This is a genomic window from Bacillus sp. BD59S (assembly GCF_007363175.1).
Lineage (GTDB): Bacteria > Bacillota > Bacilli > Bacillales > Bacillaceae_G > Bacillus_A > Bacillus_A pacificus.
Genome location: NZ_CP034686.1, coordinates 3,619,773 through 3,643,627, shown reverse-complemented (window position 1 = coordinate 3,643,627; position 23,855 = coordinate 3,619,773). Strand labels below are relative to the sequence as shown.

General features: G+C 36.5%; 21 protein-coding genes. 19 read left to right on the top strand and 2 right to left on the bottom strand.

Going from position 1 to position 23,855, the window contains the following annotated elements; translation table 11 throughout:
• The first annotated feature begins 33 nt into the window (after positions 1 to 33).
• Positions 34 to 825 (top strand): patatin-like phospholipase family protein, encoded by a 792-nt coding sequence (locus EKQ63_RS20885; protein ID WP_000662598.1) that lies wholly within the window; start codon positions 34 to 36, stop codon positions 823 to 825.
• The gene (locus tag EKQ63_RS20880) at positions 818 to 1,840 is read left to right on the top strand and encodes a SepM family pheromone-processing serine protease (protein WP_088327857.1); all 1,023 of its coding nucleotides are present in this window, start codon (positions 818 to 820) and stop codon (positions 1,838 to 1,840) included. Before EKQ63_RS20885 ends, EKQ63_RS20880 begins: the two co-directional genes overlap by 8 nt.
• 28 nt (positions 1,841 to 1,868) lie before the next feature.
• Here the strand turns inward: EKQ63_RS20880 and EKQ63_RS20875 are convergent, their stop codons facing one another.
• The gene (locus EKQ63_RS20875) at positions 1,869 to 3,110 is read right to left on the bottom strand and encodes a nucleotidyltransferase (RefSeq protein ID WP_176398074.1); all 1,242 of its coding nucleotides are present in this window, start codon (positions 3,108 to 3,110) and stop codon (positions 1,869 to 1,871) included.
• Between the two features lie 153 nt (positions 3,111 to 3,263).
• Between EKQ63_RS20875 and EKQ63_RS20870 the strand changes: the two genes are divergently transcribed.
• The 3 genes from EKQ63_RS20870 (at position 3,264) to EKQ63_RS20860 (ending at position 4,635) form a co-directional block, all read left to right on the top strand.
• Positions 3,264 to 3,764 carry a YceD family protein gene (locus EKQ63_RS20870; RefSeq protein WP_000872145.1) on the top strand — a complete coding sequence of 167 codons (501 nt, stop codon included), beginning with the start codon at positions 3,264 to 3,266 and terminating at the stop codon, positions 3,762 to 3,764.
• Between the two features lie 61 nt (positions 3,765 to 3,825).
• Entirely contained in the window at positions 3,826 to 3,999 is a 174-nt protein-coding gene (gene rpmF, locus EKQ63_RS20865; protein WP_001984764.1) for a 50S ribosomal protein L32, read from the top strand.
• A gap of 129 nt (positions 4,000 to 4,128) precedes the next feature.
• Complete coding sequence (locus tag EKQ63_RS20860; RefSeq protein WP_087954464.1) at positions 4,129 to 4,635, top strand: RsfA family transcriptional regulator; 507 nt, start codon at positions 4,129 to 4,131, stop codon at positions 4,633 to 4,635.
• A 35-nt stretch (positions 4,636 to 4,670) separates the two neighbouring features.
• Here EKQ63_RS20860 and EKQ63_RS20855 read toward each other — a convergent pair whose 3' ends face one another.
• Positions 4,671 to 5,144, bottom strand: a complete 474-nt coding sequence (locus EKQ63_RS20855; RefSeq protein WP_000506708.1) for an N-acetyltransferase — start codon at positions 5,142 to 5,144, stop codon at positions 4,671 to 4,673.
• Positions 5,145 to 5,441: 297 nt separating this feature from the next.
• Here EKQ63_RS20855 and panE point away from each other — a divergent pair, with 297 nt between their 5' ends.
• From panE to ftsA, 14 genes are all read left to right on the top strand, one after another.
• Complete coding sequence (gene panE / locus EKQ63_RS20850; RefSeq protein ID WP_087996506.1) at positions 5,442 to 6,332, top strand: 2-dehydropantoate 2-reductase; 891 nt, start codon at positions 5,442 to 5,444, stop codon at positions 6,330 to 6,332.
• Positions 6,333 to 6,411: 79 nt separating this feature from the next.
• A complete protein-coding gene (gene bshC, locus EKQ63_RS20845; protein ID WP_087954466.1) occupies positions 6,412 to 8,028 on the top strand; it encodes a bacillithiol biosynthesis cysteine-adding enzyme BshC in 1,617 nt (538 codons plus the stop codon).
• A 368-nt stretch (positions 8,029 to 8,396) separates the two neighbouring features.
• Positions 8,397 to 9,329, top strand: coding sequence for a 16S rRNA (cytosine(1402)-N(4))-methyltransferase RsmH (gene rsmH, locus EKQ63_RS20840; protein WP_000481789.1), 933 nt, complete (start codon positions 8,397 to 8,399; stop codon positions 9,327 to 9,329).
• A gap of 15 nt (positions 9,330 to 9,344) precedes the next feature.
• Positions 9,345 to 9,707 (top strand): cell division protein FtsL, encoded by a 363-nt coding sequence (ftsL, locus tag EKQ63_RS20835; RefSeq protein WP_000067081.1) that lies wholly within the window; start codon positions 9,345 to 9,347, stop codon positions 9,705 to 9,707.
• A 72-nt stretch (positions 9,708 to 9,779) separates the two neighbouring features.
• Entirely contained in the window at positions 9,780 to 11,879 is a 2,100-nt protein-coding gene (locus EKQ63_RS20830; protein ID WP_143881778.1) for a penicillin-binding protein, read from the top strand.
• 81 nt (positions 11,880 to 11,960) lie between these two features.
• Complete coding sequence (locus tag EKQ63_RS20825) at positions 11,961 to 13,877, top strand: stage V sporulation protein D (RefSeq protein ID WP_001266227.1); 1,917 nt, start codon at positions 11,961 to 11,963, stop codon at positions 13,875 to 13,877.
• Positions 13,878 to 14,085: 208 nt separating this feature from the next.
• The gene (murE, locus tag EKQ63_RS20820; RefSeq protein ID WP_087954468.1) at positions 14,086 to 15,561 is read left to right on the top strand and encodes a UDP-N-acetylmuramoyl-L-alanyl-D-glutamate--2,6-diaminopimelate ligase; all 1,476 of its coding nucleotides are present in this window, start codon (positions 14,086 to 14,088) and stop codon (positions 15,559 to 15,561) included.
• A 22-nt stretch (positions 15,562 to 15,583) separates the two neighbouring features.
• Positions 15,584 to 16,558, top strand: coding sequence for a phospho-N-acetylmuramoyl-pentapeptide-transferase (gene mraY, locus EKQ63_RS20815; protein WP_000893058.1), 975 nt, complete (start codon positions 15,584 to 15,586; stop codon positions 16,556 to 16,558).
• Positions 16,559 to 17,911 carry a UDP-N-acetylmuramoyl-L-alanine--D-glutamate ligase gene (murD, locus tag EKQ63_RS20810; protein WP_087954469.1) on the top strand — a complete coding sequence of 451 codons (1,353 nt, stop codon included), beginning with the start codon at positions 16,559 to 16,561 and terminating at the stop codon, positions 17,909 to 17,911.
• A gap of 90 nt (positions 17,912 to 18,001) precedes the next feature.
• The gene (gene spoVE / locus EKQ63_RS20805) at positions 18,002 to 19,093 is read left to right on the top strand and encodes a stage V sporulation protein E (protein WP_000753510.1); all 1,092 of its coding nucleotides are present in this window, start codon (positions 18,002 to 18,004) and stop codon (positions 19,091 to 19,093) included.
• 105 nt (positions 19,094 to 19,198) lie between these two features.
• Complete coding sequence (gene murG / locus EKQ63_RS20800; RefSeq protein WP_001265415.1) at positions 19,199 to 20,293, top strand: undecaprenyldiphospho-muramoylpentapeptide beta-N-acetylglucosaminyltransferase; 1,095 nt, start codon at positions 19,199 to 19,201, stop codon at positions 20,291 to 20,293.
• Between the two features lie 61 nt (positions 20,294 to 20,354).
• Positions 20,355 to 21,260 carry a UDP-N-acetylmuramate dehydrogenase gene (gene murB, locus EKQ63_RS20795; protein ID WP_048550540.1) on the top strand — a complete coding sequence of 302 codons (906 nt, stop codon included), beginning with the start codon at positions 20,355 to 20,357 and terminating at the stop codon, positions 21,258 to 21,260.
• Positions 21,261 to 21,358: 98 nt separating this feature from the next.
• Positions 21,359 to 22,129, top strand: a complete 771-nt coding sequence (divIB, locus tag EKQ63_RS20790; protein ID WP_000798232.1) for a cell division protein DivIB — start codon at positions 21,359 to 21,361, stop codon at positions 22,127 to 22,129.
• A 400-nt stretch (positions 22,130 to 22,529) separates the two neighbouring features.
• Positions 22,530 to 23,837: a cell division protein FtsA gene (ftsA, locus tag EKQ63_RS20785; protein WP_001087553.1), complete on the top strand. Its 1,308-nt coding sequence runs from the start codon at positions 22,530 to 22,532 to the stop codon at positions 23,835 to 23,837.
• Positions 23,838 to 23,855 lie beyond the last annotated feature (18 nt).

The following is a 23,855-nucleotide window of genomic DNA, read 5'->3' as shown; positions in this document are numbered from 1 at the left end:
AAAAGGAACGAAAAAAATTAAAGGGTGAGAAAAGTGAAAGAACCGAAAATTGGCTTAGCTCTTGGATCTGGGGGCGCAAAAGGTTTTGCTCATATTGGTGTTATAAAGGTTTTAAGGGAAAATGATATACCGATTCATATGATTGCAGGAAGTAGTATGGGGGCTTTAGTAGGTACATTTTATGCGGCTAGTTCAAACGTTGAAAGACTGTATAAACTGGCAAATGTTTTTAAGAGGAAATATTATTTAGATTTTACGGTTCCGAAAATGGGATTTATTTCTGGAAAACGTGTCAAAGATATGATTAAAATGTTTACATATAATAAAAATTTAGAAGAATTAGATATCCCGACGGCTGTTGTGGCTACTGATATCTTAAAGGGGGAAAAAGTAGTTTTTACAAGTGGTCCAGTTGCAGAGGCGGTGAGAGCTAGTATTTCTGTACCTGGAGTGTTTGTGCCAGAGAAAATAGATGGACGATTATTGGTAGATGGTGGAGTAATTGATCGCATCCCAGTATCGGTTGTGAAAGAGTTAGGTGCCGATATTGTCATTGCTGTTGATGTATCCCCGATTAAAGTAAATGGAGAGGTTACGTCTATTTATGATGTAATTATGCAGAGTATTGAAATTATGCAACATGAGCTTGTGATAAATCGGCAAATTGCATCTGACTTAATGATGCGCCCGGCTGTAGAGCAATTTAGTTCCCGTGCTTTTACAAACATTGAAGACATTATTCGAGTTGGAGAGGTAGAAGCGGAAAAGCATGTTGCAAATATTCATTTATTAATTGAGCAGTGGAAGGAGAAACATAATGTTTAAGCGTTTTCGGTTTGTATATGCAATTTTAATAGGGGTTATATTGGCAATGTTACTTGTTTATGTACGCCTGCCATATTATGTAACGAAACCAGGAATGGCTGCTAAATTAGAGCCTTACGTTCAAGTTGAGGGGGGAACGAAAGAATCTGGTGATTTTATGCTTGTTACGGTTTCAATGGGACCGGCAAATGTAGTGAATTTAATAGCGGCACAGTTTAATAAATATACACATATTTCAAAAGCGGAAGAAATATTGCAAAAAGGTGAAAGTGATGAAGAATATCAATTTCGCCAAAATTATGCGATGAAAGATTCGCAAAATGCAGCGATTTATAATGCTTATAAACGTGCAAATCGTACTGTTTCTTTTGAAAACAAAGGTGTGTTGGTGGCTGGTGTAGCGAAAGGGATGCCTTCAGAAGGGAAGCTTAAACTTGGTGATGTCATCATTGCTGTCGACGGAAAAACATTTGAAAAGACGGAACAATTTATTGAATATATGACAGGGAAAAAGGAAGGAGATACAGTAAATATTGAATATAAGAGAGATGGGAAACAGTTAAAGGAAAATTTAAGTGTAAAGACTATTCCGAATGGAAATGGGCGTGTTGGTATAGGTGTTTCTATCGTTACGGAAAGAGAATTAGTGGTAGATCCGAAAGTGAAAATTGACTCTCATGAAATAGGTGGACCATCGGCAGGTCTAATGTTTACATTAGAAATATATAATCAGCTGGTGGACGAGGATTTAACGAAAGGGCATGAAATAGCTGGAACAGGTACGATTAATGAAAAGGGAGAAATTGGCCCGATTGGTGGTATTCAGCAAAAAGTGGTTGCTGCAAGTGATGCTGGCGCTGAAGTGTTTTTTGCACCAAATGAAAAAGGTGCGGAGAAATCGAATTATAAAGATGCACTTGAGGCTGCGAAAGATATTAAAACGAAAATGAAAGTTGTGCCAGTTGATACGTTGGATGATGCATTAATGTATTTGGAGAAAATGGGAAAAAAATAAAAAAATCTCTCTGAAAAGAGAGATTTTTTTATAGGAATTTTGCAGTTGTTTCATCGTAACGAATTGGGTGATGTGTTGCATCTTGTTTTAGTAGTTGTGTTCGTAATGGTTCTTGTATGATGGAGAAATATACAGAATTGGCTTTTCGCTCTATGTGTAAAGTAGGATGGTCAAATGTTTTTGTATGCGTAAGGATTGGAAGCTCTATTTTTTTCTTGTTTTTTGAAAGGTACGTTTGTCCTTTTTGTGACATGCCTAATAGACGAATGTACGGTGCATGTTGCTCTATATTTGCGCAATGTATTTCTTCTTTTGTTGTATTTGTTAAAATATGTGTACAAGCTCTTTGTAATCTAGTCCACGTATAACGTTTCGTTTTTAGTGCTTCCATGAATGAATGGAAGGAGGAACTGGTTTGTATTTTTGATAAAATACGGTGCTCTAAACCTTCCTCGATTTCATATATATGTCGTAAGTATTCTGGAGACATTGTCATAAGTTTGTATTTGAAAAATGAAAAGTATTGTTCCCAATTATGTAATGTCCCGTAGTTTTGTTTATAACTCGCTAAAAGAGAAGCAGTCTCTTTTGGGATGAAAGGCTCAATTTCTGTAAAGGAACTATTTTCGCTAAAAAGTTGTTTGCGAATACTTGTTGCGCTTGCAATATGTTGGTCGTTAAAGGTTTTATCATGATAATGAGATGCGAATCTTTTTATCGTTTGTGCTTGCATAGAACTATTTTGCATTAGAATGGCTTTTATGTATTGGAAGCCTAAAATGTTATTTGGTTGTGACATGTCTATATTTTTTTCAGAAGATAAAATGTGTAGGAAAGCTTCAGATGTAGCTTTTGCGTAACTATTACCTGCGTTCATGAATTGCTTTACAAGACGATTAAAAGTCTCTTCTTCATTTTTCTGCACAGAGATGGTGTTATAAAAATTTTCGATTTGTCCATCTTCACTGCCGAAACAAATTTCAGAAACGTGTAGGGCGTTTAAAATAGAAATAGCGCCATTTGCAAAGGTTTCGGCCTTTTGCGTTGAAAAGGCATAAGGAAGCTCTACAACGAGGTCTACACCGCATGCTAAGGCCATTTTGGTACGATACCATTTGGATACGAGTGCCGGCTCACCACGTTGTAAAAAAGGGCCACTCATAACAGCGATTGTAATATCAGAGTGTGTTAACTTTTTTGTTTGTTGCACATGATAATCATGACCGTTATGATAAGGGTTATATTCAACGACAATACCACTGGCTTTTATGTTAATCTCTCCTTTCGATGTAGCATCTTTTTGGAAAACGTGATACTCTATATATTATTTACTATGATGACTTCATTATAGTGTAAAGAAAAAACATTGACAAATATAAAATGGCTAGCTATAATTTTGTTTGTTGCCTTGAGGTGATATGATATGAAATGGTCCATCCATCAATTGAATAAATTGAGAAATAAAGGATTGACATTGGATGAGATGGTAGATGTAAGTGAGCTAAAAGAGGTCGAGAAAGATATTCGTGAAATTAATCCTGTTCACGTAACAGGAAGAGTTGATTTTGGCTCCGGTAAGTTTACGTTCCATCTACATATAACTGGAAGCATGGTTTTACCATGTTCTCGCTCTTTAGTAGATGTGACATTACCATTTGACATTAAAACAACTGAGGTGTTCCAAACTTCACAAGAAGAATTTGAAACCGAAGCTGAAATTCATTGTTTAGAAGGAGAAGTACTTGACTTACTGCCCGTAATCAAGGAAAATATACTTTTGGAGATTCCAATGCAAATTTTCAGTGATGATGTTTCTGGTGGAGCACCGACGCAAGGTCAAGACTGGCAAGTGATTTCGGAAGAAGACAAAGAAAAGCCTGTTGATCCAAGATTGGCAGGACTTGCAAAGTTTTTTGACAAATAATCGGAAGACTGGTTCAGGCCTTCATATGAAAATAACTATTTCTTTTAAGGAGGTGGGAAGAATGGCTGTACCTTTTAGAAGAACTTCTAAAACAGTAAAAAGAAAGCGTCGTACGCATTTCAAATTATCAGTACCTGGTATGGTAGAGTGCCCAAGCTGTGGTGAAGCGAAATTAGCTCACCGTGTATGTAAAGCATGCGGTACTTACAAAGGTAAAGAAGTAATCAGCAAGTAATTGCGGAAAAATAAACGTAGAAGATATCTTCTACGTTTATTTTTTTTGTCTTATTCTTCATTTGTTGTATTCTATCTTTTCTAGTAACTGCATATGTTTAATAAAAAATGCATAGGGAGGACTAGAGAGATGGCGACAACAAGACAAGATGCTTGGACTGATGATGAAGATTTGCTTCTGGCAGAAGTAGTACTCCGGCATATTCGAGAAGGTGGAACGCAATTATCTGCCTTTAAAGAAGTAGGAAGACATTTATCTCGTACACCAGCAGCATGTGGCTTTAGATGGAATTCTTACGTTAGAAAGCAATACAAAGAACGTATTGAAGAAGCGAAGCAACTGCGTAAAGTGGAAAATTATGAAGTGAAAGAGACGAAGGTGTTAGAACCTACGTCAATTACATTAAATGATGTTATTGATTTCTTGCAAAATTATAAAGATGAAAACTCTTTAGTGGTGTTGCAACAGCAAATTGAATCGTTACAAACAGAGAAAGAGAGCCTGTTAGAGCGATTATCAGTATATGAGGAAGAATATAGAACATTGCTTGATTATATCGATCAAAAAAGAAGTGTAATGGTGGCGGAAAGAAACAGCGCTCGTTCGAATGGGAAATTAGAGAAGGTAAAGAAATAAAAAAACAGCTGCTATGTAGCTGTTTTTTTTATTTCTTATGCAGACTCTTCATTTGTAACCGTATTCAAATTTGTTTCTGGATGCCAAACGTAAAAATCACCATCAGGTACTGACACAGGTTGGAAATTTAATTTATCCCAAAAACCAGCTGAATGGATACGTGCAATCGTTTTAATTGGGAACTGCAGTCCCTTTGCATAATTTACAAGCATTTCTCCAAACCCTTGTTTTTGGAAAGTTGGTAATACTTCAAGTTTATAAAGTTCTAGGTAAGTACCTGTAATTTCGAATGGTTCCCCGCCGTTCCTTTTCATGTATAGACTCATACGTGCAATGAGTGATCCACCATAATAAATACCGTAAAATGGAGATTCACTATTGTTTTCAATAATGTTTGCTTGTAATTCTTCTAACATGGATAGTTCTTGAGCTCCGCAGCCTTTAAATTTTTTAAACTCGTCTAATGTTTTATAATTGATGAGCAAGCGCTCAACTTTTGGGAATCCCATAACATCACATCCTTTTTGTCTCATTGAATGCAGAAAAGTGAAAATATTTATAATAATATTATAACTCATTTTTTTATTTTTATGAAGATGATAGTGTATTTCTTTTATTATTTTTTGAGGATTTGCTAAACTAAGAGTAGAAGCATAGTAATAAGTAGTCTATACATATTGGAAGAAGAAGTGGCATTTGTTCATCTTTAGTTAATTATGATTCCGCACGAATCGAATCGAGTGTTTGAGGAATAAAAAGGGAGGGGAAAAAGGGACTTGTGTATCGTGTTCAGATGAGTTCCTTACGTGAAAATGAAAATCGGAGTTGTGGGACCAGGAGCTATTGGTCTATTGTATACATTTTATTTACAAAAAAGTAATCAAGATGTTACGTTGTTTACAAGGACAGCTAAGCAGGCTGACGAATTAAATATAACGGGTGTAACTTGTATTAGGGAGGGGAAACGTGAAACGGTATTCCCGCCAGTATTACCAATAAATAGTATGCTAGACCAGCAGCTAGATTATATATTTATTGCTGTTAAGCAATATCATATAACTGACATACTACCTTTTGTGCGAGGGAAATCCTCATTAGTCTTTTTGCAAAATGGAATGTCGCACCTTCATGTTATGCAGAAAATAGATAATGACAATATTGCAGTTGGAATTGTGGAGCACGGTGCAAAAAAGGAAGAAAGGCATACCGTTTATCATACAGGGATAGGTGTAACGAAGTTTGGAATCGTGCGCGGTCGGTCTATACATTTTGAAAAAATATGTAATTGCTTTCCTTTTCCGCATTTTCCAATTCGAATAGAAGATGATTGGAAGGATGTTATGCACAAAAAATTAGTAGTGAATGTATGTATCAATCCATTGACGGCATTATTACAGGTCAAGAACGGAGAATTGATTACGAACCCGTTTTTTTATCAGATGATGGAGCAAGTATTTCAGGAAGTCGTTTTTCTCGTTAAAGAAGAAAAAGAAATGGTATGGGAAATGGTACGTCATGTATGTGAAAGAACGGCTCATAATACATCATCTATGCTGGCAGATGTAAGGGCGAATAGACAAACAGAGATTGGTGCGATTGTTGGATATGTATTAGAAGAAGCTAAGAAACAGCAACGATCCGTTCCGACACTTCAATTTTTGTTCGATGCAATAAAAGGGTTAGAAGTAAAAGTATAAGTGTAATTCTTTGCTTTTACGTGAAACATTGACTACAATGTGGATTGGTGAGAGAACAGGATACGAAAGGAAGAATTATATGGAGATAAAAGAAATCTCTGTTCCGCAACAAGGTGTTGTAGCGGACTATATGAACGGTAAAAAAGAGATACAGTCGTGTTTTGATTATATGTTAACAGAAGATGCTTTTAAACAGCGTGTACAAGATTTGCGTGAGAGGGAGTTTTTCCGCCAAGATTTAGTAGCGCATTTATTAGAATATAATACAAAATTACAAGCGGGAGAAGCTACAATTCAAAATGTAAAAGCGCTTGGAGATGAAGATACATATGTTGTTATAGCTGGACAACAAGCTGGGTTATTAACTGGACCACTTTATACAATTCATAAAATTATTTCAGTTTTACAGCTTGCGAAGGAAAAGGAAGAAAGTTTAGGTGTTAAAGTTGTTCCTGTTTTCTGGATTGCTGGTGAAGACCATGATATGGATGAAATTAATCATACTTTTGTAACGAAGAATAAAAAAATAAAAAAGACCATTTTTCATGATCGTAATCCGAAAAAGGCGAGTGCTTCAGAGTCTGAGCTTTCTTTGGAAGACTGTAGAAAGTGGATTGAAGAAATTTTTAAAACATACCCTGAAACGAATTTTACAAAGGATGTACTGCAATTTATTGATGATTCTTTAAGGGAATCGAATACGTATGTAGATTTCTTTGGTCACCTTATTATGAAAATGTTCGTGAATTCTGGTTTAATTCTTGTCGATTCGCATCATCCTGAATTAAGAAAATTAGAAGTGCCGTTTTTTAAACAAATTGTAAGTAAGTATAAAGAAGTGCAAGAGGGGCTTCATAACCAACAGGAAGTAATTAAAGAATTAGGATATAAGCCAATTATTGAAACAAAGTCTAATGCAGTACATATATTCATGGAAATTGATAATGAGCGAGTGTTGCTTGAAGACAATCAAGGGAAGTTTGTTGGGAAGGATGGGACGTATTCCTTTTCATATGAGGAATTGATTGAAGAGATGGAAAGAAGCCCAGAGCGCTTTAGTAATAATGTTGTAACGCGCCCTCTTATGCAAGAGTATCTATTTCCTACGCTGGCGTTTATTGGAGGTCCAGGGGAATTAGCTTACTGGAGTGAATTACAACAAGTCTTCCATACTATCGGTTTCCGAATGCCGCCTGTCGTTCCTCGTATTACAATCACTTATATTGAGAGGGATATAGCGACAGATTTACACGATTTACAATTGCAAGAGAGTGACCCGTTTTTAAATAACGTAGATAAGTTGCGTGAAAACTGGCTATCTAATCAAATAGAGGAACCGATAGATGAACGATTTGTAGAGGCGAAAAAAGAAATAATTGATATTCATAAGTCATTACAACAATTTGTGAAGAAAATAGATCCTGGATTAAGTTCGTTTGCAGGGAAAAATGAGTTCAAAATTAATGAACAAATTGAATTGTTGGAAAGAATGTTGAAAAGAAATGTTGAGAAAAAACATGAAGTGGAACTAAATAAATTCCGTCGTATACAATTTGCAATCCGTCCATTGGGAGCGCCGCAAGAGCGTGTGTGGAATGTATGTTACTACTTAAATCAGTTCGGTTTGGATTTCGTTGATCGTGTAATGGAAAAACCGTTTTCTTGGAATGGAAAACATCACGTTATAAAACTATAGAATCTTGCTCTTAGGAGCAGGATTTTATTTTTATCCCGTTGAATTTACTGTGAAGTGAAATTTTTCTGAATTATTAATTTCAAAGAGGTTAATATCGTAATTATGCAGGATACTTAAATATATGACAAAATAGCACAAAATGTAAACGTATTATTATCTTTTTCGACAGTTTTTTATTTAAATTCCCGCAAAAGATGATAAAATTTAGTATATAATAAAAGAAAATAGCGATTTGTATAGTATGCTGCCTTTGTAGGCAAGTTAAATGAGTCGTTCTTTCATAGTATTTCGTTCTCTAGTCGTAAAATATGCGTTTAGAGGAGGAGATACATTCAACATAATTAATTGGAAAAAGAGTAGGTGCAACAATGTTTAATCACGTAACAGTGCTTTTGAAGGAAACAGTAGATGGCTTAGATATAAAGCCAGGTGGTACATATGTAGATTGTACACTGGGGGGAGGAGGACATAGTTCTTATTTATTATCCCAATTAACTGAAGGCGGAAGATTAATCGCGTTTGATCAAGATGAGATAGCAATTCAAAATGCGAAAGAAAAATTCTCTTCATACGGTGAACAGTTCATAACAGTAAAGAGTAATTTCCGTTACCTATCTGAAAAACTACAGGAATTAGGTATAACAGAAGTAGACGGTATTTTATTTGATTTAGGTGTTTCATCCCCGCAATTAGATACACCAGAGCGTGGCTTTAGTTACCATCATGATGCACCGTTAGATATGCGAATGGATCAAGATGCCCCATTAACAGCTTATGATGTTGTAAATAGCTGGTCATATGAACAACTTGTAAGAATTTTCTTCCAGTATGGCGAAGAGAAATTTTCAAAACAAATAGCAAGAAAAATTGAAGCGTATCGTGAGAATAAAGCTATTGAAACGACAGGGGAATTAGTAGAGCTAATTAAAGAGGGTATTCCAGCTCCTGCTCGTAGAACGGGTGGACATCCTGCGAAGCGAGTGTTCCAGGCAATCCGTATTGCGGTAAATGATGAATTGAAAGTATTTGAAGAAGCGTTGGAATCTGCAATTGAGATGGTCAAGCCGGGCGGAAGAGTTAGTGTTATAACATTCCATTCTTTAGAAGACCGTATTTGCAAAACGACGTTTAAGCGAAATAGTACAACGCCACAATTGCCGCCAGGATTACCAATTATTCCTGATGAATTTAAGCCGAAATTAAAGCTTATTACAAGAAAACCGATTTTACCTTCTGATATAGAGTTAGAAGAAAATAATCGAGCGCGTTCTGCGAAATTGAGAATCGCTGAAAAACGATAAAAAGGGGAGAGAGGTATGAGTAACTTAGCTGTAAAGTACAAGCAACAAGCGCAAGAAGAGGTTCAGATTCAAACGCCCCCACAGCAGATGGTTCAGCCAAAAGCTAAAGCGAAGATTACAAGAATCGAAAAACTGTTGTATGTAGCGTTTATTGGCTTTTTATTGTATGCCTGTGTAGCGTTTATTGGAAATAAAGCAGGCCTTTATCAAGTTAATGTAGAAGCTGCGACAATAGAACAAAAAATTGTACAGCAGCAAAAAGAAAATCAAGAGTTACAGGCTGAAGTAGAGAAGTTAAGTCGTTATGAACGAATCGCTGAAGTTGCAAAAAAACACGGGCTAGAAATTAATGCGAATAATGTGAAAGGCCTCAAATAAGGCAATAGGTGTGAAGGAAAAATGAAGAGAAATATGACTAAATTTCATACCAATAAGGGAGCAGGGTATTTTATGATTTTATTCCTCCTGCTCTTTTTGCTGTTATTAGCCCGATTTTTTTACATACAAGCGACAGGAACAGTGCATAATCAGGATTTGGATAAACTCGCTCAGCAAAAACATAGTAAAACAGGAGTTCTCGAAGCAAATCGCGGGACGATTTATGATCAAAACGGTCATGTGTTAGCGCAAGATGCAAACTCTTATAAACTTGTAGCGGAACTAAAAGGTGCGAAGCCGGTTGAGAATAAAGAGGATACCGCCAAGAAAATTGCGGGCGTACTCGGAAAAGATGAAAAGAAGATTTTAGATACGTTAAATAAAAAGGATAAAAGTCAGGTTGAATTTGGAACGCTAGGTAAAGATTTGACGAAGGAACAGAAGGAACAAATAGAAGCATTGAAATTGCCAGGTATATCATTTATTACTGAAAATGCAAGAGTGTATCCAAACGGTGATTTTGCATCTTACGTCATAGGACATGCAAAACCAAATGATAAAGGAACCTCAGTAGGTTATTTTGGTTTAGAACAAAGCTTAGATAAATATTTAAGTGCTTCTAACGGAGAAGTAGCTTATACAGGCGATCGTAGAGGTGTATCTCTTGATGGCGGGAAAGTGAATGTAAAGGTACCTAAAAATGGAGAAAATGTATATTTAACGCTTGACCAGCGTATTCAAAGTTATTTAGAAGACGCAATGAAAGAAGCGAGTAAACATTATGATCCAGAAAGCTTAATAGGAATTGTTGCGGATCCAAAAACAGGGAAAATATTAGCGATGTCTACTAAACCTAGTTATGATCCAAATGATCGTCAAATTAAATATTTCTTCAATGATGCGATTGCAAATGCATTTGAACCTGGATCAACAATGAAAATTTTCACGCTAGCAGCAGCTATTAATGAAGGCGTGTATAAGGGACAAGATTATTACCAGTCTGGTACATATCAAGTCGGGAACCGCAAAATAAAAGATCATAATGGCGGCGCTGGATGGGGATCTATCACATTTGATGAAGGGGTAGAGCGCTCTTCCAACGTAGCGTTTGCTATTTTAGGTGATCAAAAACTTGGTCCAGACCGTTTCAGAAAGTATATCCATGCTTTCGGATTAGATGAAAAAACGAATATTGATTTACCTGGTGAAGGTTCAAATACCATTTTATTCGATCAGCAAATACAGCAAGTAACAACAGCTTTTGGACAAGGCTCTACTGTAACACCAATTCAGCTTGTACAAGCTGCAACTGCTATTGCGAACGATGGAAAAATGATGAAACCTTATACAATTGATAAAATTGTAGATCCGATAACAGGGGAAGTAAAATTAGAACATAAGCCAGAAGAAGTGGGCAAACCTGTTACAAAAGAGACAGCAGCGCAAGTAAGACAGTTATTAGAACGCGTTGTTACATCGCCGAAAGGAACAGGAACTGCTTATAAAGTCGATGGCTATTCAGTTGGTGGTAAAACAGGAACAGCGCAAATTCCGGATGGAAAAGGAGGCTATATGACGGGAAGAGAGAATTATATATTCTCATTCTTAGGGATGGCACCTATGGACGATCCGCAACTTGTTGTGTATCTAGCTGTTAAACAGCCCAAATTGAAAGATGATGAGAGCGGCGCACAACCTTTAGCTGATATTTTTAAATATGTAACGAAGAATAGTTTAGAGTATTTAAAGATTAAGCCTAATGAAGTGAAAGATCCGAAGAAATATGTGAAAGAGCAGCAAACTGCTGTTCCAGATGTAACGGGAAAAACGATGGAAGAAGCGAAAAAAGCCATTGATAAAGCCAAACTTCGTCCAATCGTATTAGGTGAAGGGAAAGTGCAGCAACAAGTACCGAAAGCGACTGAACAAACATTGAAGGGTGACCGAGTCTTCTTAGTGGGAGATAAACCTACAATGCCAAATATACAAGGCTGGGCACTTCGTGATGTTATGAATTTAGCAAAAACATTAAAGCTTAACCTAAAACCTACTGGTACAGGATACGTAACCGAACAAAGTGTACCAGAAGGAACGTTGTTGCAACCTGGTACAGAGTTAGGTGTAACACTTGTACCGCCACTTGAACCACAACAAGAAGCAGAAAAGCCGTAATGGTAAAAGAGAAGAAGTTCTAATTAAATAAGTACAAGCATATATTGGAACAAGCTAGGCGTAAGGGAGGCTTGTTCCAATATGCGTGTATCAAATGTAACAGTTAGAAAACGACTTATTTTTATACTCATATCAGGTATACTTATTTTCACTATCATCGATATTCGTCTTGGATATGTGCAATTTTTTCTTGGGAATATGTTAACGGATCGTGCGAAAGATTCATGGAGTCGTAATATTACTTTTGAACCTGAACGTGGGAAAATTTTAGACCGAAATGGTGTGGAACTTGCCACGAATAAAAGTGCTCCAACTGTCTTTGTTGTACCGAGGCAAATTGAAAAACCAGCAGAGACTGCAGAGAAGTTAGCTGCAGTATTAGGTGTGGAAAAAGATGAGATTTATAAGAGGATTACAAAAAAAGAATCTATTGTAAGGTTAGATAAAGGCGGAAGGAAAATATCACATGATAAGGCGAAAGAGGTAAGAGGATTAAGTTTGAAAGGTGTTTATATCGCAGAGGACTCTATCCGGTACTATCCATTTGGCAACTTTTTATCACACGTATTAGGGTTTGCAGGTAGTGATAACCAAGGTCTTATGGGACTAGAAAAATATTATGATAAAGAACTGAATGGTGATGAAGGTCATGTGCGCTTTTTTGCAGATGCAAAAGGGCAAAGGATGCCTAATGTTGGTGATGATTTCAAAAAACCAGAAGCTGGTTTGAATTTAGGATTAACAATTGATGCACGTATTAATAGAATTATGGAAAGAGAAATGAATATCGCAGAGTCGACATATAATCCAGATGGTATGATTGCGATTGCGATGAATCCGAAAAATGGTGAAATTTTAGGTATGTCGAGTCGGCCGAGTTTTGATCCGGCAGATTTTCAAAGTGTTTCTCCAGAAGTGTACAATAGAAATTTACCAGTATGGAGTACGTATGAACCTGGTTCAACATTTAAAATCATTACGTTAGCCGCAGCTTTGAATGAAAATTTAGTAGACTTAGAGAAAGATACGTTTTATGATGATGGAGCAGCTGAAGTTGGTGGAGCAAGATTGAAATGCTGGAAAGCAGGAGGCCATGGTAGCCAAACGTTTTTAGAAGTAGTTCAAAACTCTTGTAACCCAGGATTTATCGAGCTGGGTGATCGTCTTGGTAAAGACCGATTGTTTAAATACATTCGTAATTTTGGTTTTGGACAAAAAACCGGAATTGACCTGCAAGGTGAAGGTAGTGGGATTTTATTTAATTTAGACAAAGTCGGTCCAGTCGAGCAAGCAACAACTTCATTCGGTCAAGGTGTTTCTGTTACGCCAATTCAACAAGTGGCGGCGGTAGCAGCAGCTGTAAACGGTGGAACATTGTATCAACCGTATATAGCTAAAGAATTTATTGATCCGAAAAACAATCAAGTTGTAAGTAAAAAGACACCTGTGGAAAAAAGAAAAGTTATTTCCAAGGAAACTTCAGAAAAAGTTCGGTATGCATTAGAGAATGTTGTAGCAAAGGGATCTGGTAAAGGTGCTTTTATTGATGGGTATCGTGTAGGTGGGAAAACAGGTACGGCTCAAAAAGTGAAAGATGGTAAATATTTAGAGAATAATTATATTGTATCTTTTATCGGTTTTGCTCCAGCAGATGATCCAGAAATTGTTGTCTATGTTGCTGTTGATAATCCGAAAGGTGTAACGCAATTTGGTGGAGTAGTAGCAGCTCCAATTGTTGGGAATATTCTTCGGGATGCACTTCCTGTTATGGGAGTGAAACCGAGAAAAGAACAAGTTGAGAGAGAATATAAATGGGGCGATACACCAACTGTGGAAGTTCCGAATTTAATTGGTATGAAAAAGAAAGACTTACAGACGCAACTCGTCGATTTGAAGCTTGATATAAGTGGAGACGGAGAGAAAGTCATTAAGCAGTCCCCAGAAGCAGGAGCTAAAGTGAAAGAAGGCTCAAAAATTAGAATTTACTTCGGGAATTAAAGGTAACCTAGTACGTTTTATGGTACAATTGGTGGAAGTGAGTTCTTTATAGAAGAGTTACTTAATTTGAGACCGCAAGAGTCTCGGTTATAAATAGGTCTATTTATTAGACAGAGTAGCACTTACCTCCTATTTTACATAATTAGGAGGTAACGTGTTGCTTATTAATAAAAGAGATAAATACACAATGTAGAGAGGGTTTAGTGAAATGAAGTTGCATACACTTGTATCATGTTTGCATGATTTTCCAGTTGTTCCAAAAGAAAATCCAGAAATCACATCTATAGAAGCTGATTCACGTAAAGTGAAAGAAGGAAGCTTATTTGTATGTATGAAAGGATATACGGTTGATAGCCATGATTTTGCTAAGCAAGCAGCGGCACAAGGAGCGGCTGCTATTGTTGCGGAAAGACCAATTGATGTTGACGTTCCAGTTGTACTTGTGAAAAATACTTTTCGTTCGTTAGCGGTTTTAGCTGATTATTTTTATGGTCAACCAACACACAAGTTACATTTAATCGGTATTACAGGTACAAATGGAAAGACAACAACATCGCATATTATGGATGAGATTATGCGCGCACATGGTCATAAAACGGGGCTAATTGGAACGATTAATATGAAAATCGGTGATGAAACATTTGAGGTGAAAAATACAACACCAGATGCACTAACACTTCAACAGACGTTTGCAAAAATGGTTGAACACGGTGTGGATAGCACAGTAATGGAAGTTTCGTCACATGCTTTAGATCTTGGCCGTGTACATGGATGTGATTATGATGTAGCGGTGTTTACAAATTTAACACAAGATCATTTAGACTATCATAAAACGATGGAAGAATATAAACATGCAAAAGGGTTGCTATTTGCGCAACTTGGCAATAGTTATAATCATAATCGTGAAAAATACGCGGTATTGAATAACGATGATGCTGTAACAGCGGAATATATGAGAAGTACTGCAGCAACTGTTGTAACGTATGGAATTGATACAACAAGTGATGTTATGGCCAAAGATATCGTTATGACAAGTGGTGGAACTACATTTACGCTTGTAACACCGTATGAGAGTGTAGATGTTACGATGAAATTAATTGGGAAATTTAATGTATATAACGTACTAGCTGCGACAGCGGCAGGACTTGTTTCCGGTGTAAGTTTAGAAACAATCATCGATGTAATAAAGGAACTAGCTGGAGTTCCAGGACGTTTTGAAGTCGTTGATGGTGGACAAAATTATACAGTTATTGTTGATTATGCACATACGCCAGATAGCTTAGAAAATGTATTGAAAACAGCAAAACAGTTTGCAAAAGGTGACGTATATTGCATCGTCGGTTGTGGCGGTGATAGAGATAGAACGAAGAGACCAATCATGGCAAGTGTTGCAACACGATATGCAACTCACGCAATTTACACTTCAGATAATCCAAGAAGTGAAGAGCCAGGAGCTATTTTAGATGATATGGTACATGGTGCAAATGGAAAAAATTACGAAGTAATTATTGATAGAAAAGAAGCGATATACCATGCAATTGCTAACGCAAAAGCTGAAGATATTATCATTATTGCTGGTAAGGGTCATGAAACATATCAAATTATTGGTAAAGATGTTCATCATTTTGACGATCGTGAAATCGCTAAAGAAGCAATTACAGAGCGTTTAAACAACGAAGAGTAACAACGTGAGAGGAGGACTACATGTGCTTGAGCAAGGTTTATTAGTAACGGCTGGGGTAGCATTCTTAATTTCTGTTGCCCTTTCGCCATTGTTTATTCCATTTTTAAGAAAATTAAAGTTCGGACAGAGTATTCGTGATGAGGGACCAAAATCACATCAAAAAAAATCAGGGACACCGACAATGGGTGGTATCGTCATATACGTATCTATGATGGTAACTTCACTTATTATGGCGATTAAGTTTAATCATTTAGGTGCAGAGGTATCGTTATTACTATTAGTGACATTTGGTTACGGATTGATTGGATTTTTAGATGACTACATAAAGGTAGTGAAGAAGAGAAATCTTGGTTTAACATCAAAACAAAAATTAGTAGGTCAGCTTGTTATTGCTATTGCGTTCTTTTTAATTGGAAAAGGGCAAGCGTTCCACACATACATCATGATTCCGGGAACGGATGTTAAGTTTGAATTAGGTTGGGCGTATTTTGTACTTGTACTATTTATGCTTATTGGTGGATCAAATGCAGTTAACTTAACTGACGGTTTAGATGGTTTATTATCAGGAACAGCTGCTATTGCATTTGGAGCATTTAGTATTATTGCTGTGGCACAAGAGCAATTTGGAGTAGCAATATTCTGTATGGCAGTTGTAGGAGCTGTACTTGGATTTTTAGTATTCAATGCGAATCCAGCAAAAGTGTTTATGGGAGATACAGGTTCATTAGCTTTAGGTGGAGCCATTGCAGCTGTAGCAATTTTATTAAAACAAGAATTGCTACTTGTAATCATTGGCGGAGTATTCGTAATGGAAACTTTATCGGTTATTATTCAGGTTATTTCGTTTAAAACAACAGGAAAACGTGTCTTTAAAATGAGCCCATTACACCATCATTATGAATTATGTGGTTGGTCAGAATGGCGTGTTGTTGTGACGTTTTGGTCTGTAGGATTTTTATTAGCTGTGTTAGGAATTTATATCGGGGTGTGGATGTAATTGAAAACTGTAACTGAATTTCAAAATAAGAATATTCTTGTATTAGGCATTGCAAAAAGTGGTTATGCAGCAGCTACATTGTTACAAAAGTTAGGGGCAAATGTTATTGTAAATGACGGAAAGCCTTTGGCAGAGAATGTACTTGCTGCAGAATTACAAGCAAAAGGAATGGATGTTGTATGCGGTGGTCATCCTTTAGAATTATTAGAGAGAAATATTGCTCTTGTAGTAAAAAATCCAGGAATCCCGTATTCTAATCCAATATTAGTTGCTGCGAAAGAAAAGCAAATTCCAATTGTTACGGAAGTTGAATTAGCATATCGTATTTCAGAAGCACCATTTGTTGGGATTACGGGGTCTAACGGTAAAACGACGACGACAATGCTTACATTTGAAATGCTAAAAGAAGGACAAAAGCATCCTATAATTGCAGGGAACATTGGAACTGTAGCGTGTGAAGTAGCACAGGATGCAAAAGAAAATGAAGTTGTAGTTACAGAGCTTTCATCGTTCCAACTGATGGGAGTAGAATTGTTCCAACCTAAAATTGCTGCGTTTTTAAATTTATTTGAGGCCCACTTAGATTATCATGGGACGAAGAAAGAATATGGTTTAGCAAAAGCAAATATTTTTAAAAACCAAACAGAAAATGATTATAGTGTAATAAATGCAGATGATGCAGATGTGATGGCTTTATCTGCTTATAGTAAGGGTCAAAAAGTACTCTTCTCAACAACGAAAGAAATTGAAGATGGTGCGTGTATAAAAGATAACGCTCTTTATTTTAAAGGTGAAAAAGTTGTTGAAGTAGGCGATATCGTTTTACCTGGTCAACATAATTTAGAAAATATTTTAGCAGCGATGAGTATCGCAAAATTATTGGGTGTTTCTAATGAAGCGATTACGGCGGTGCTAAAACGTTTTACAGGTGTAAAACATCGTTTAGAATATGTAACAACTATAAACAACCGTAAGTTTTATAATGACTCAAAAGCAACGAATATGTTAGCGACAGAGAAAGCTTTATCTGCGTTTACACAACCGACTGTGTTATTAGCAGGTGGGCTGGATCGTGGAAATGAATTCGATGATTTAATTCCGTATTTCAAAAATGTTAAAGCGATTGTAACATTTGGACAAACAGCTCCAAAATTAGTAAGAGCTGCACAAAAAGCGGGATTAGATACGATTGAAAGTGTCGATACTTTAGATGAAGCTGTAGTGAAAGCTTATGCTCATTCTACAGATGGCGATGTAATTCTTCTTTCTCCAGCATGTGCAAGCTGGGATCAATTTAAAACATTTGAAGAAAGAGGAGACATTTTTATACAAGCTGTGCATAAACTTATATAAAGTAAATCAAAACATCAGTAGGCTAACACCTACTGATGTTTTGTTACATAGGGCAAAAGTTTCTGCCTAAAGAGGTGGTGTTTATGGGTAATGAAGAAAACGCCTGATTTTATTCTCATCATCGTTACACTTGCGTTGTTAACAATCGGAATGATTATGGTTTATAGTGCGAGTGCGGTTTGGGCCTCTTATAAAATGGGGGACTCATTCTTTTTTGCAAAAAGGCAATTGCTATTCGCAGGTCTTGGTGTAGTGGCTATGTTTTTTATTATGAAAATTGATTATTGGGTGTGGCGTACGTATTCAAAAGTAATTTTGCTAGTGTGCTTCATTCTTCTTATTCTCGTTCTTATTCCTGGAGTAGGTCTTGTTCGAGGAGGAGCGCGAAGTTGGATTGGAATCGGGGCATTTTCCATTCAACCGTCCGAATTTATGAAATTTGCGATGATCATTTTCTTAGCGAAATTTTTAGCGGAACGACAGAAATTAATTACCTCTTTTAAACGTGGTTTACTACCAGCTCTAGGTTTTGTATTTCTTGCTTTCGGAATGATTATGTTACAGCCGGACCTTGGTACAGGAACGGTAATGGTTGGGACATGTATCATTATGATATTTATCTCAGGAGCAAGGGTCTTTCACTTTGCAATGTTTGGTTTGCTTGGTGTAGCAGGATTTGTAGGGCTAATTGCATCAGCACCGTATCGGATGAAACGTATTACATCATATTTAGACCCGTGGTCAGATCCGCTTGGAAGTGGATTTCAAATTATTCAATCGTTACTCGCAATTGGACCAGGTGGATTATTCGGGCTTGGACTTGGACAAAGTAGACAAAAGTTTCTTTATTTACCTGAACCGCAAACAGACTTTATATTTGCAATCTTATCCGAGGAATTAGGTTTTATTGGTGGTTCATTTGTGTTATTATTATTTAGTCTATTATTATGGCGTGGAATTCGTATAGCTTTAGGAGCGCCAGATTTATATGGTACGTTTTTAGCAGTAGGTATTGTGGCGATGATTGCGATTCAAGTAATGATTAATGTTGGTGTTGTAACAGGATTGATGCCTGTTACGGGTATTACTTTGCCGTTTTTAAGTTATGGTGGATCAAGTTTGACATTAATGTTAATGGCAGTAGGTGTATTATTAAATATAAGTCGCCATTCTCGCTACTAAACCCTGTTTTATAAGACAGGGTTTTTCGTATGTGTACGAAGAAACAATATGTATATAGAAATAAATACGACTGTAATAAGAAAAAGAGAAGCGGAGGAGTTAGTAGTGCGTGTATTAGTAAGTGGTGGGGGCACTGGAGGTCATATTTATCCGGCTCTTGCTTTAATAAGAGAAATAAAAAAATTAAATCCGGAAGCAAGGTTTTTATATATTGGTACGGAGAATGGATTAGAGAGCACAATCGTGCCCAAAGCAGGTATACCGTTTCAATCTATAGTTATAAGTGGATTTAAGCGTAAAATATCGTTAGATAACGTGAAAACGGTGATGCGTTTCCTAAAAGGTGTACAAGATAGTAAACGATATATTCGTCGTTTTAATCCAGATATTGTAATTGGAACAGGTGGATATGTATGTGGACCTGTTGTATATGCTGCGGCAAAATTAGGTATTCCAACTATTGTACATGAACAAAATAGTGTACCTGGTGTAACGAATAAATTTTTAAGCCGCTATGTTGATAAAGTTGCAGTTTGTTTTGAAGCGGCTGCAGAACATTTTCCGCAGTCAAAAGTGGTCATGACAGGAAACCCACGAGCGTCAGAAGTAATGGATCAAAATGGAATGAAAGGAAAACGTTCAGTAGGTTTATCTCTTCCTAAAAAATCCGTGCTTATTTTTGGTGGCAGCCGTGGGGCTAGACCAATTAACGATGCTTTCGTAGAGGCAATTGAACAGTTTGGAAATAAAAGTTACGAAATATTGTATGTAACAGGTGAAGTTCATTACGACAAAGTGATGGATGCAGTGAAGCAAAAAGGGAATCCGAATAATGTTATTATTAAACCTTTCATTCATAATATGCCAGAAGTACTTACAGGTGTAGACCTGGTTGTCTCAAGGGCTGGAGCAACAACACTTGCAGAATTAACAGCGTTAGGTAAGCCAAGTGTGTTAATTCCGAGTCCTTATGTAACAAATAACCATCAGGAAAAAAATGCACGTTCTGTTGTCGATAAAGGAGCAGCAAAAATGTTGCTTGAAAAAGATTTAACAGCTGAAACACTTATTCGTGATATTGACGAGATTTTATTAGATGCACAAACATTACAAAATATGAAGCTTGCTGCTGGGCAATTAGGTATTCCAGATGCAGCAAATAAGTTGTATGAAGTAATGAATAAGCTTGTAAAAAAATAACGTTAGTTGAACGCCCTGCATACTACTGTAATAAGGATGCTTAGTATGGGGGAGATTGTTTATGGAGCAATTAGTAAATGAGCTTATAGAAGCAAATGTTGGTCGTGTGTTAGTGGATGAACCGTTAGCACGTTATACAACTATGAAAATAGGTGGACCAGCTGATATTTTAATTGTGCCAAAGCATGTTGCCGGTATTGAAAAAACGTTGCAGTTAGTAAAGAAATATAAAACAAAGTGGACTGTAATTGGTCGTGGTTCAAACCTTCTTGTATCTGATCTAGGTATAGAAGGTGTCGTTATTCGTTTAGGAGAAGGATTAGACCACTTAGAAGTCGAAAAACATAGAGTAAGAGTTGGTGGTGGGTATCCCCTGATTAAATTATCAACTTTACTTAGTCGTCAAGGGTTAGCTGGTCTGGAGTTCGCAAGTGGTATTCCAGGAAGTGTTGGCGGTGCAGTGTATATGAATGCAGGAGCACATAAATCGGATATATCAAACATATTCTCAAAAGCTCTTATTTTGTTTGAAGATGGAACAATCGACTGGTTAACGCATGAAGAAATGGAGTTTTCCTATCGTACATCTGTATTGCAAACGAAACGTCCTGGTATTGTTTTGGAAGCTGAGTTTCAATTACAGATAGGAGAGCGTGAGGGAATTGTAAGTGTCATGCAAAAGAATAAAGATTACCGCCGTGAAACACAGCCATGGAATCACCCTTGTGCAGGAAGTGTGTTTCGGAATCCAATTCCATACTTTGCAGGAGATTTAATAGAGAAGGCGGGGCTTCGTGGTTATCAAATAGGTGGAGCTCAAATTTCTGAAATGCATGGGAACTTCATTATTAATACTGGTGGAGCTAGCGCGCAAGATGTATTATCTTTAATAGCATTAGTAAAACAAACAATCAAGGATAAATTTAGCGTAGAAATGCATACAGAAGTAGAAATCATTGGAAGATAACGGTTATTCGTTCCGCTCATTATCATTTATGTTATAATAAGAAGATAAGAACGGCATGAGGAACATGCCGTTCTTTATGTTACGTAGGGGGATCGTACATGAAAAATAGTAAAGTGATTAAACTACAGGATCGTGTACCAAAGTTAAAAAATCAACAGAAAAAAAACAAGAAAAATGTTAATCATCGGTTGATTTTATACATATCAATTTTATTTTTATTAGTGCTCTTTTTAATTTATTTTCGGTCTCCGCTTAGCAATATAAAAAAAATAAGCGTGTTTGGAAATCATTACATGACAGATGAACAAGTGATGAAGGAATCAGGTGTGACATATGATACAAGTTATTTCCGAGTGACAGCACATAAAGCAGAAGAAAACTTAACGAAACGAAAAGAAATTAAAGCAGTAAATGTAAAGAAACGTTTTCCAAATAAAATTGACGTTCATATTGAAGAATATTTAACGATTGGTTATATAAACAAAGATGGGAAATTACAACCGTTATTAGAGAACGGGAAAACACTTGATGTACTCCCGAACGGAAAACTTCCTGTTGCAGCGCCAATTTTTGAACCTTTTAAAGAGGAGAAAATGAAGGAGTTAATTGCTGAGCTTGAAAAATTAACACCAACTATTTTAAGGTCTATTTCTGAAATTCGTTATTCACCGACGAATGCGAATGAAGACCACCTTACTTTATATATGAATGAAGGGTATGAAGTGAGCACTACGATTCAAAATTTCGCAAAACGTATGGAAGCTTATCCACTTATCTTAAAAACAATTGAGCCAGGTAAAAAGGTATTAATTGACTTAGAAGTAGGGGCGTATACGAAAGAATTAGGAGCAGAAGAAAAAAAAGAATAGAATGATAGTTTTTACTACGTTATTGTAGAAAAAACGAAACGAACGTTCTGCTTGGTGCATAGGAATTTACAAGAATGGTTCATTTGATGAAAAATATGTAAAAATTCTTAGATTCATACTAGGATTGGTACAAGTTTCACTTTTCTATGAGTACATCTTAGTGTAGACTTATACTTGGCGGTAATCTTTACACTTGAAATAGAATTATTTCAAGATAAGCAGTTATTCACAGTTTACTGCGATATTCTTAAATGAATGTTAAATAAAAATAAGAAAAATATAGGGTTAAAAAAGGGAAACGTATAAAGACGTTGAATATTTTTCTTATAAATAGTAAAGTTGCGATTGTTGTTCCATATATTGAGTTGTATGGTATAAATAAAGAAGGAGGTGCCAAAGAATGAACAGCAATGAAATATATGTTAGTCTTGACATCGGTACATCCAATGTTAAAGTCATCATTGGTGAAATGGTTAATGACAGCTTAAACATTATTGGTGTTGGAAATGTAAAATCAAATGGTTTAAAGAAGGGATCGATAGTTGATATAGACGAGACTGTTCGATCAATTAAAAAAGCAATTGAACAAGCTGAGCGCATGGTGGGAATCCACATTGAGCAAGTTGTAGTAGGTGTCAATGCAAACCAGGTACAGCTACTTCCTTGTCACGGAGTAGTCGCTGTTTCAAATGAAGATCGTGAAATCGGGAATGAAGATGTCTTACGCGTTCTAGATGCAGCACAAGTTGTGTCAATTGCTCCAGAACGTGAGTTTATTGATGTGGTACCTCGACAGTTCATTGTAGACGGTCTTGACGAGATTAACGATCCGCGCGGGATGATCGGTGTAAGATTAGAAATGGAAGGTACACTTATTACAGGCTCAAGAACTTTACTACATAACCTACTTCGTTGTGTAGAAAAAGCAGGTCTTGAAATTGTTGATATTTGTCTTCAACCTTTAGCGGCTGCAACAGTTGCTATATCTTCAGATGAAAAAAATAGAGGAGTAGCCCTTGTTGATATGGGGGGAGGATCTACAACTTTATCTATTTTTAAAGATGGAGAGTTACAAGCAACGAGCGTATTACCATTAGGTGGAGACCATATAACGAAGGATATTGCGATTGGGTTGAAAACTTCAACAGAAAATGCAGATCAAATTAAGTTGAAATATGGACATGCTTTTTATGATACAGCGTCTGAAGAAGAGATGTTTACGGTTCCTATTATGGGAAGCGATCAAACAGAACAATATTCTCAGTTGGAATTATCGGATATAATAGAGGCTCGTGTAGAGGAAATTTTAATGTTTGTTCAAGATGAAGTGCGTAAGTTAGGAGTAAAGCAAGTAGCTTCTGGTTATGTACTAACTGGTGGAATTGCTTCTATGCCAGGTGTTCTTGATCTTGCATATGATATTTTACATGAAAATGTTCGTATAGCAACTCCTGATTATATTGGCGTGCGTGAGCCCCAATATACAAGTGGAGTAGGATTAATTAAACATTCTTATCAAAAAGCTAAGTTGCGTGGGAAAAATGTACAGGAAAAACAAGAGCATTTTGAACCAGTACCAGCACCAGCTCCAACGCCGGTACAACAGCAACCTGCGAAACAAAAAACGCGTAATCAAAACAATAATAATCAAAATGATGACCGTATGATGTCAAAAGTAAAACGTGTATTCCGTTATTTATGGGATTAAAATTGGACACGAAAAATG

Coding starts and splice junctions, on each gene's coding strand:
- EKQ63_RS20880 (WP_088327857.1), top strand. CDS start 818: ATGTTTAAGCGTTTTCGGTTTGTATATGCAATTTTAATAGGGGTTATA.
- EKQ63_RS20870 (WP_000872145.1), top strand. CDS start 3,264: ATGAAATGGTCCATCCATCAATTGAATAAATTGAGAAATAAAGGATTG.
- rpmF (WP_001984764.1), top strand. CDS start 3,826: ATGGCTGTACCTTTTAGAAGAACTTCTAAAACAGTAAAAAGAAAGCGT.
- EKQ63_RS20860 (WP_087954464.1), top strand. CDS start 4,129: ATGGCGACAACAAGACAAGATGCTTGGACTGATGATGAAGATTTGCTT.
- EKQ63_RS20855 (WP_000506708.1), bottom strand. CDS start 5,144: ATGGGATTCCCAAAAGTTGAGCGCTTGCTCATCAATTATAAAACATTA.
- bshC (WP_087954466.1), top strand. CDS start 6,412: ATGGAGATAAAAGAAATCTCTGTTCCGCAACAAGGTGTTGTAGCGGAC.
- rsmH (WP_000481789.1), top strand. CDS start 8,397: ATGTTTAATCACGTAACAGTGCTTTTGAAGGAAACAGTAGATGGCTTA.
- ftsL (WP_000067081.1), top strand. CDS start 9,345: ATGAGTAACTTAGCTGTAAAGTACAAGCAACAAGCGCAAGAAGAGGTT.
- EKQ63_RS20830 (WP_143881778.1), top strand. CDS start 9,780: ATGATTTTATTCCTCCTGCTCTTTTTGCTGTTATTAGCCCGATTTTTT.
- EKQ63_RS20825 (WP_001266227.1), top strand. CDS start 11,961: ATGCGTGTATCAAATGTAACAGTTAGAAAACGACTTATTTTTATACTC.
- murE (WP_087954468.1), top strand. CDS start 14,086: ATGAAGTTGCATACACTTGTATCATGTTTGCATGATTTTCCAGTTGTT.
- spoVE (WP_000753510.1), top strand. CDS start 18,002: ATGAAGAAAACGCCTGATTTTATTCTCATCATCGTTACACTTGCGTTG.
- murB (WP_048550540.1), top strand. CDS start 20,355: ATGGAGCAATTAGTAAATGAGCTTATAGAAGCAAATGTTGGTCGTGTG.
- divIB (WP_000798232.1), top strand. CDS start 21,359: ATGAAAAATAGTAAAGTGATTAAACTACAGGATCGTGTACCAAAGTTA.
- ftsA (WP_001087553.1), top strand. CDS start 22,530: ATGAACAGCAATGAAATATATGTTAGTCTTGACATCGGTACATCCAAT.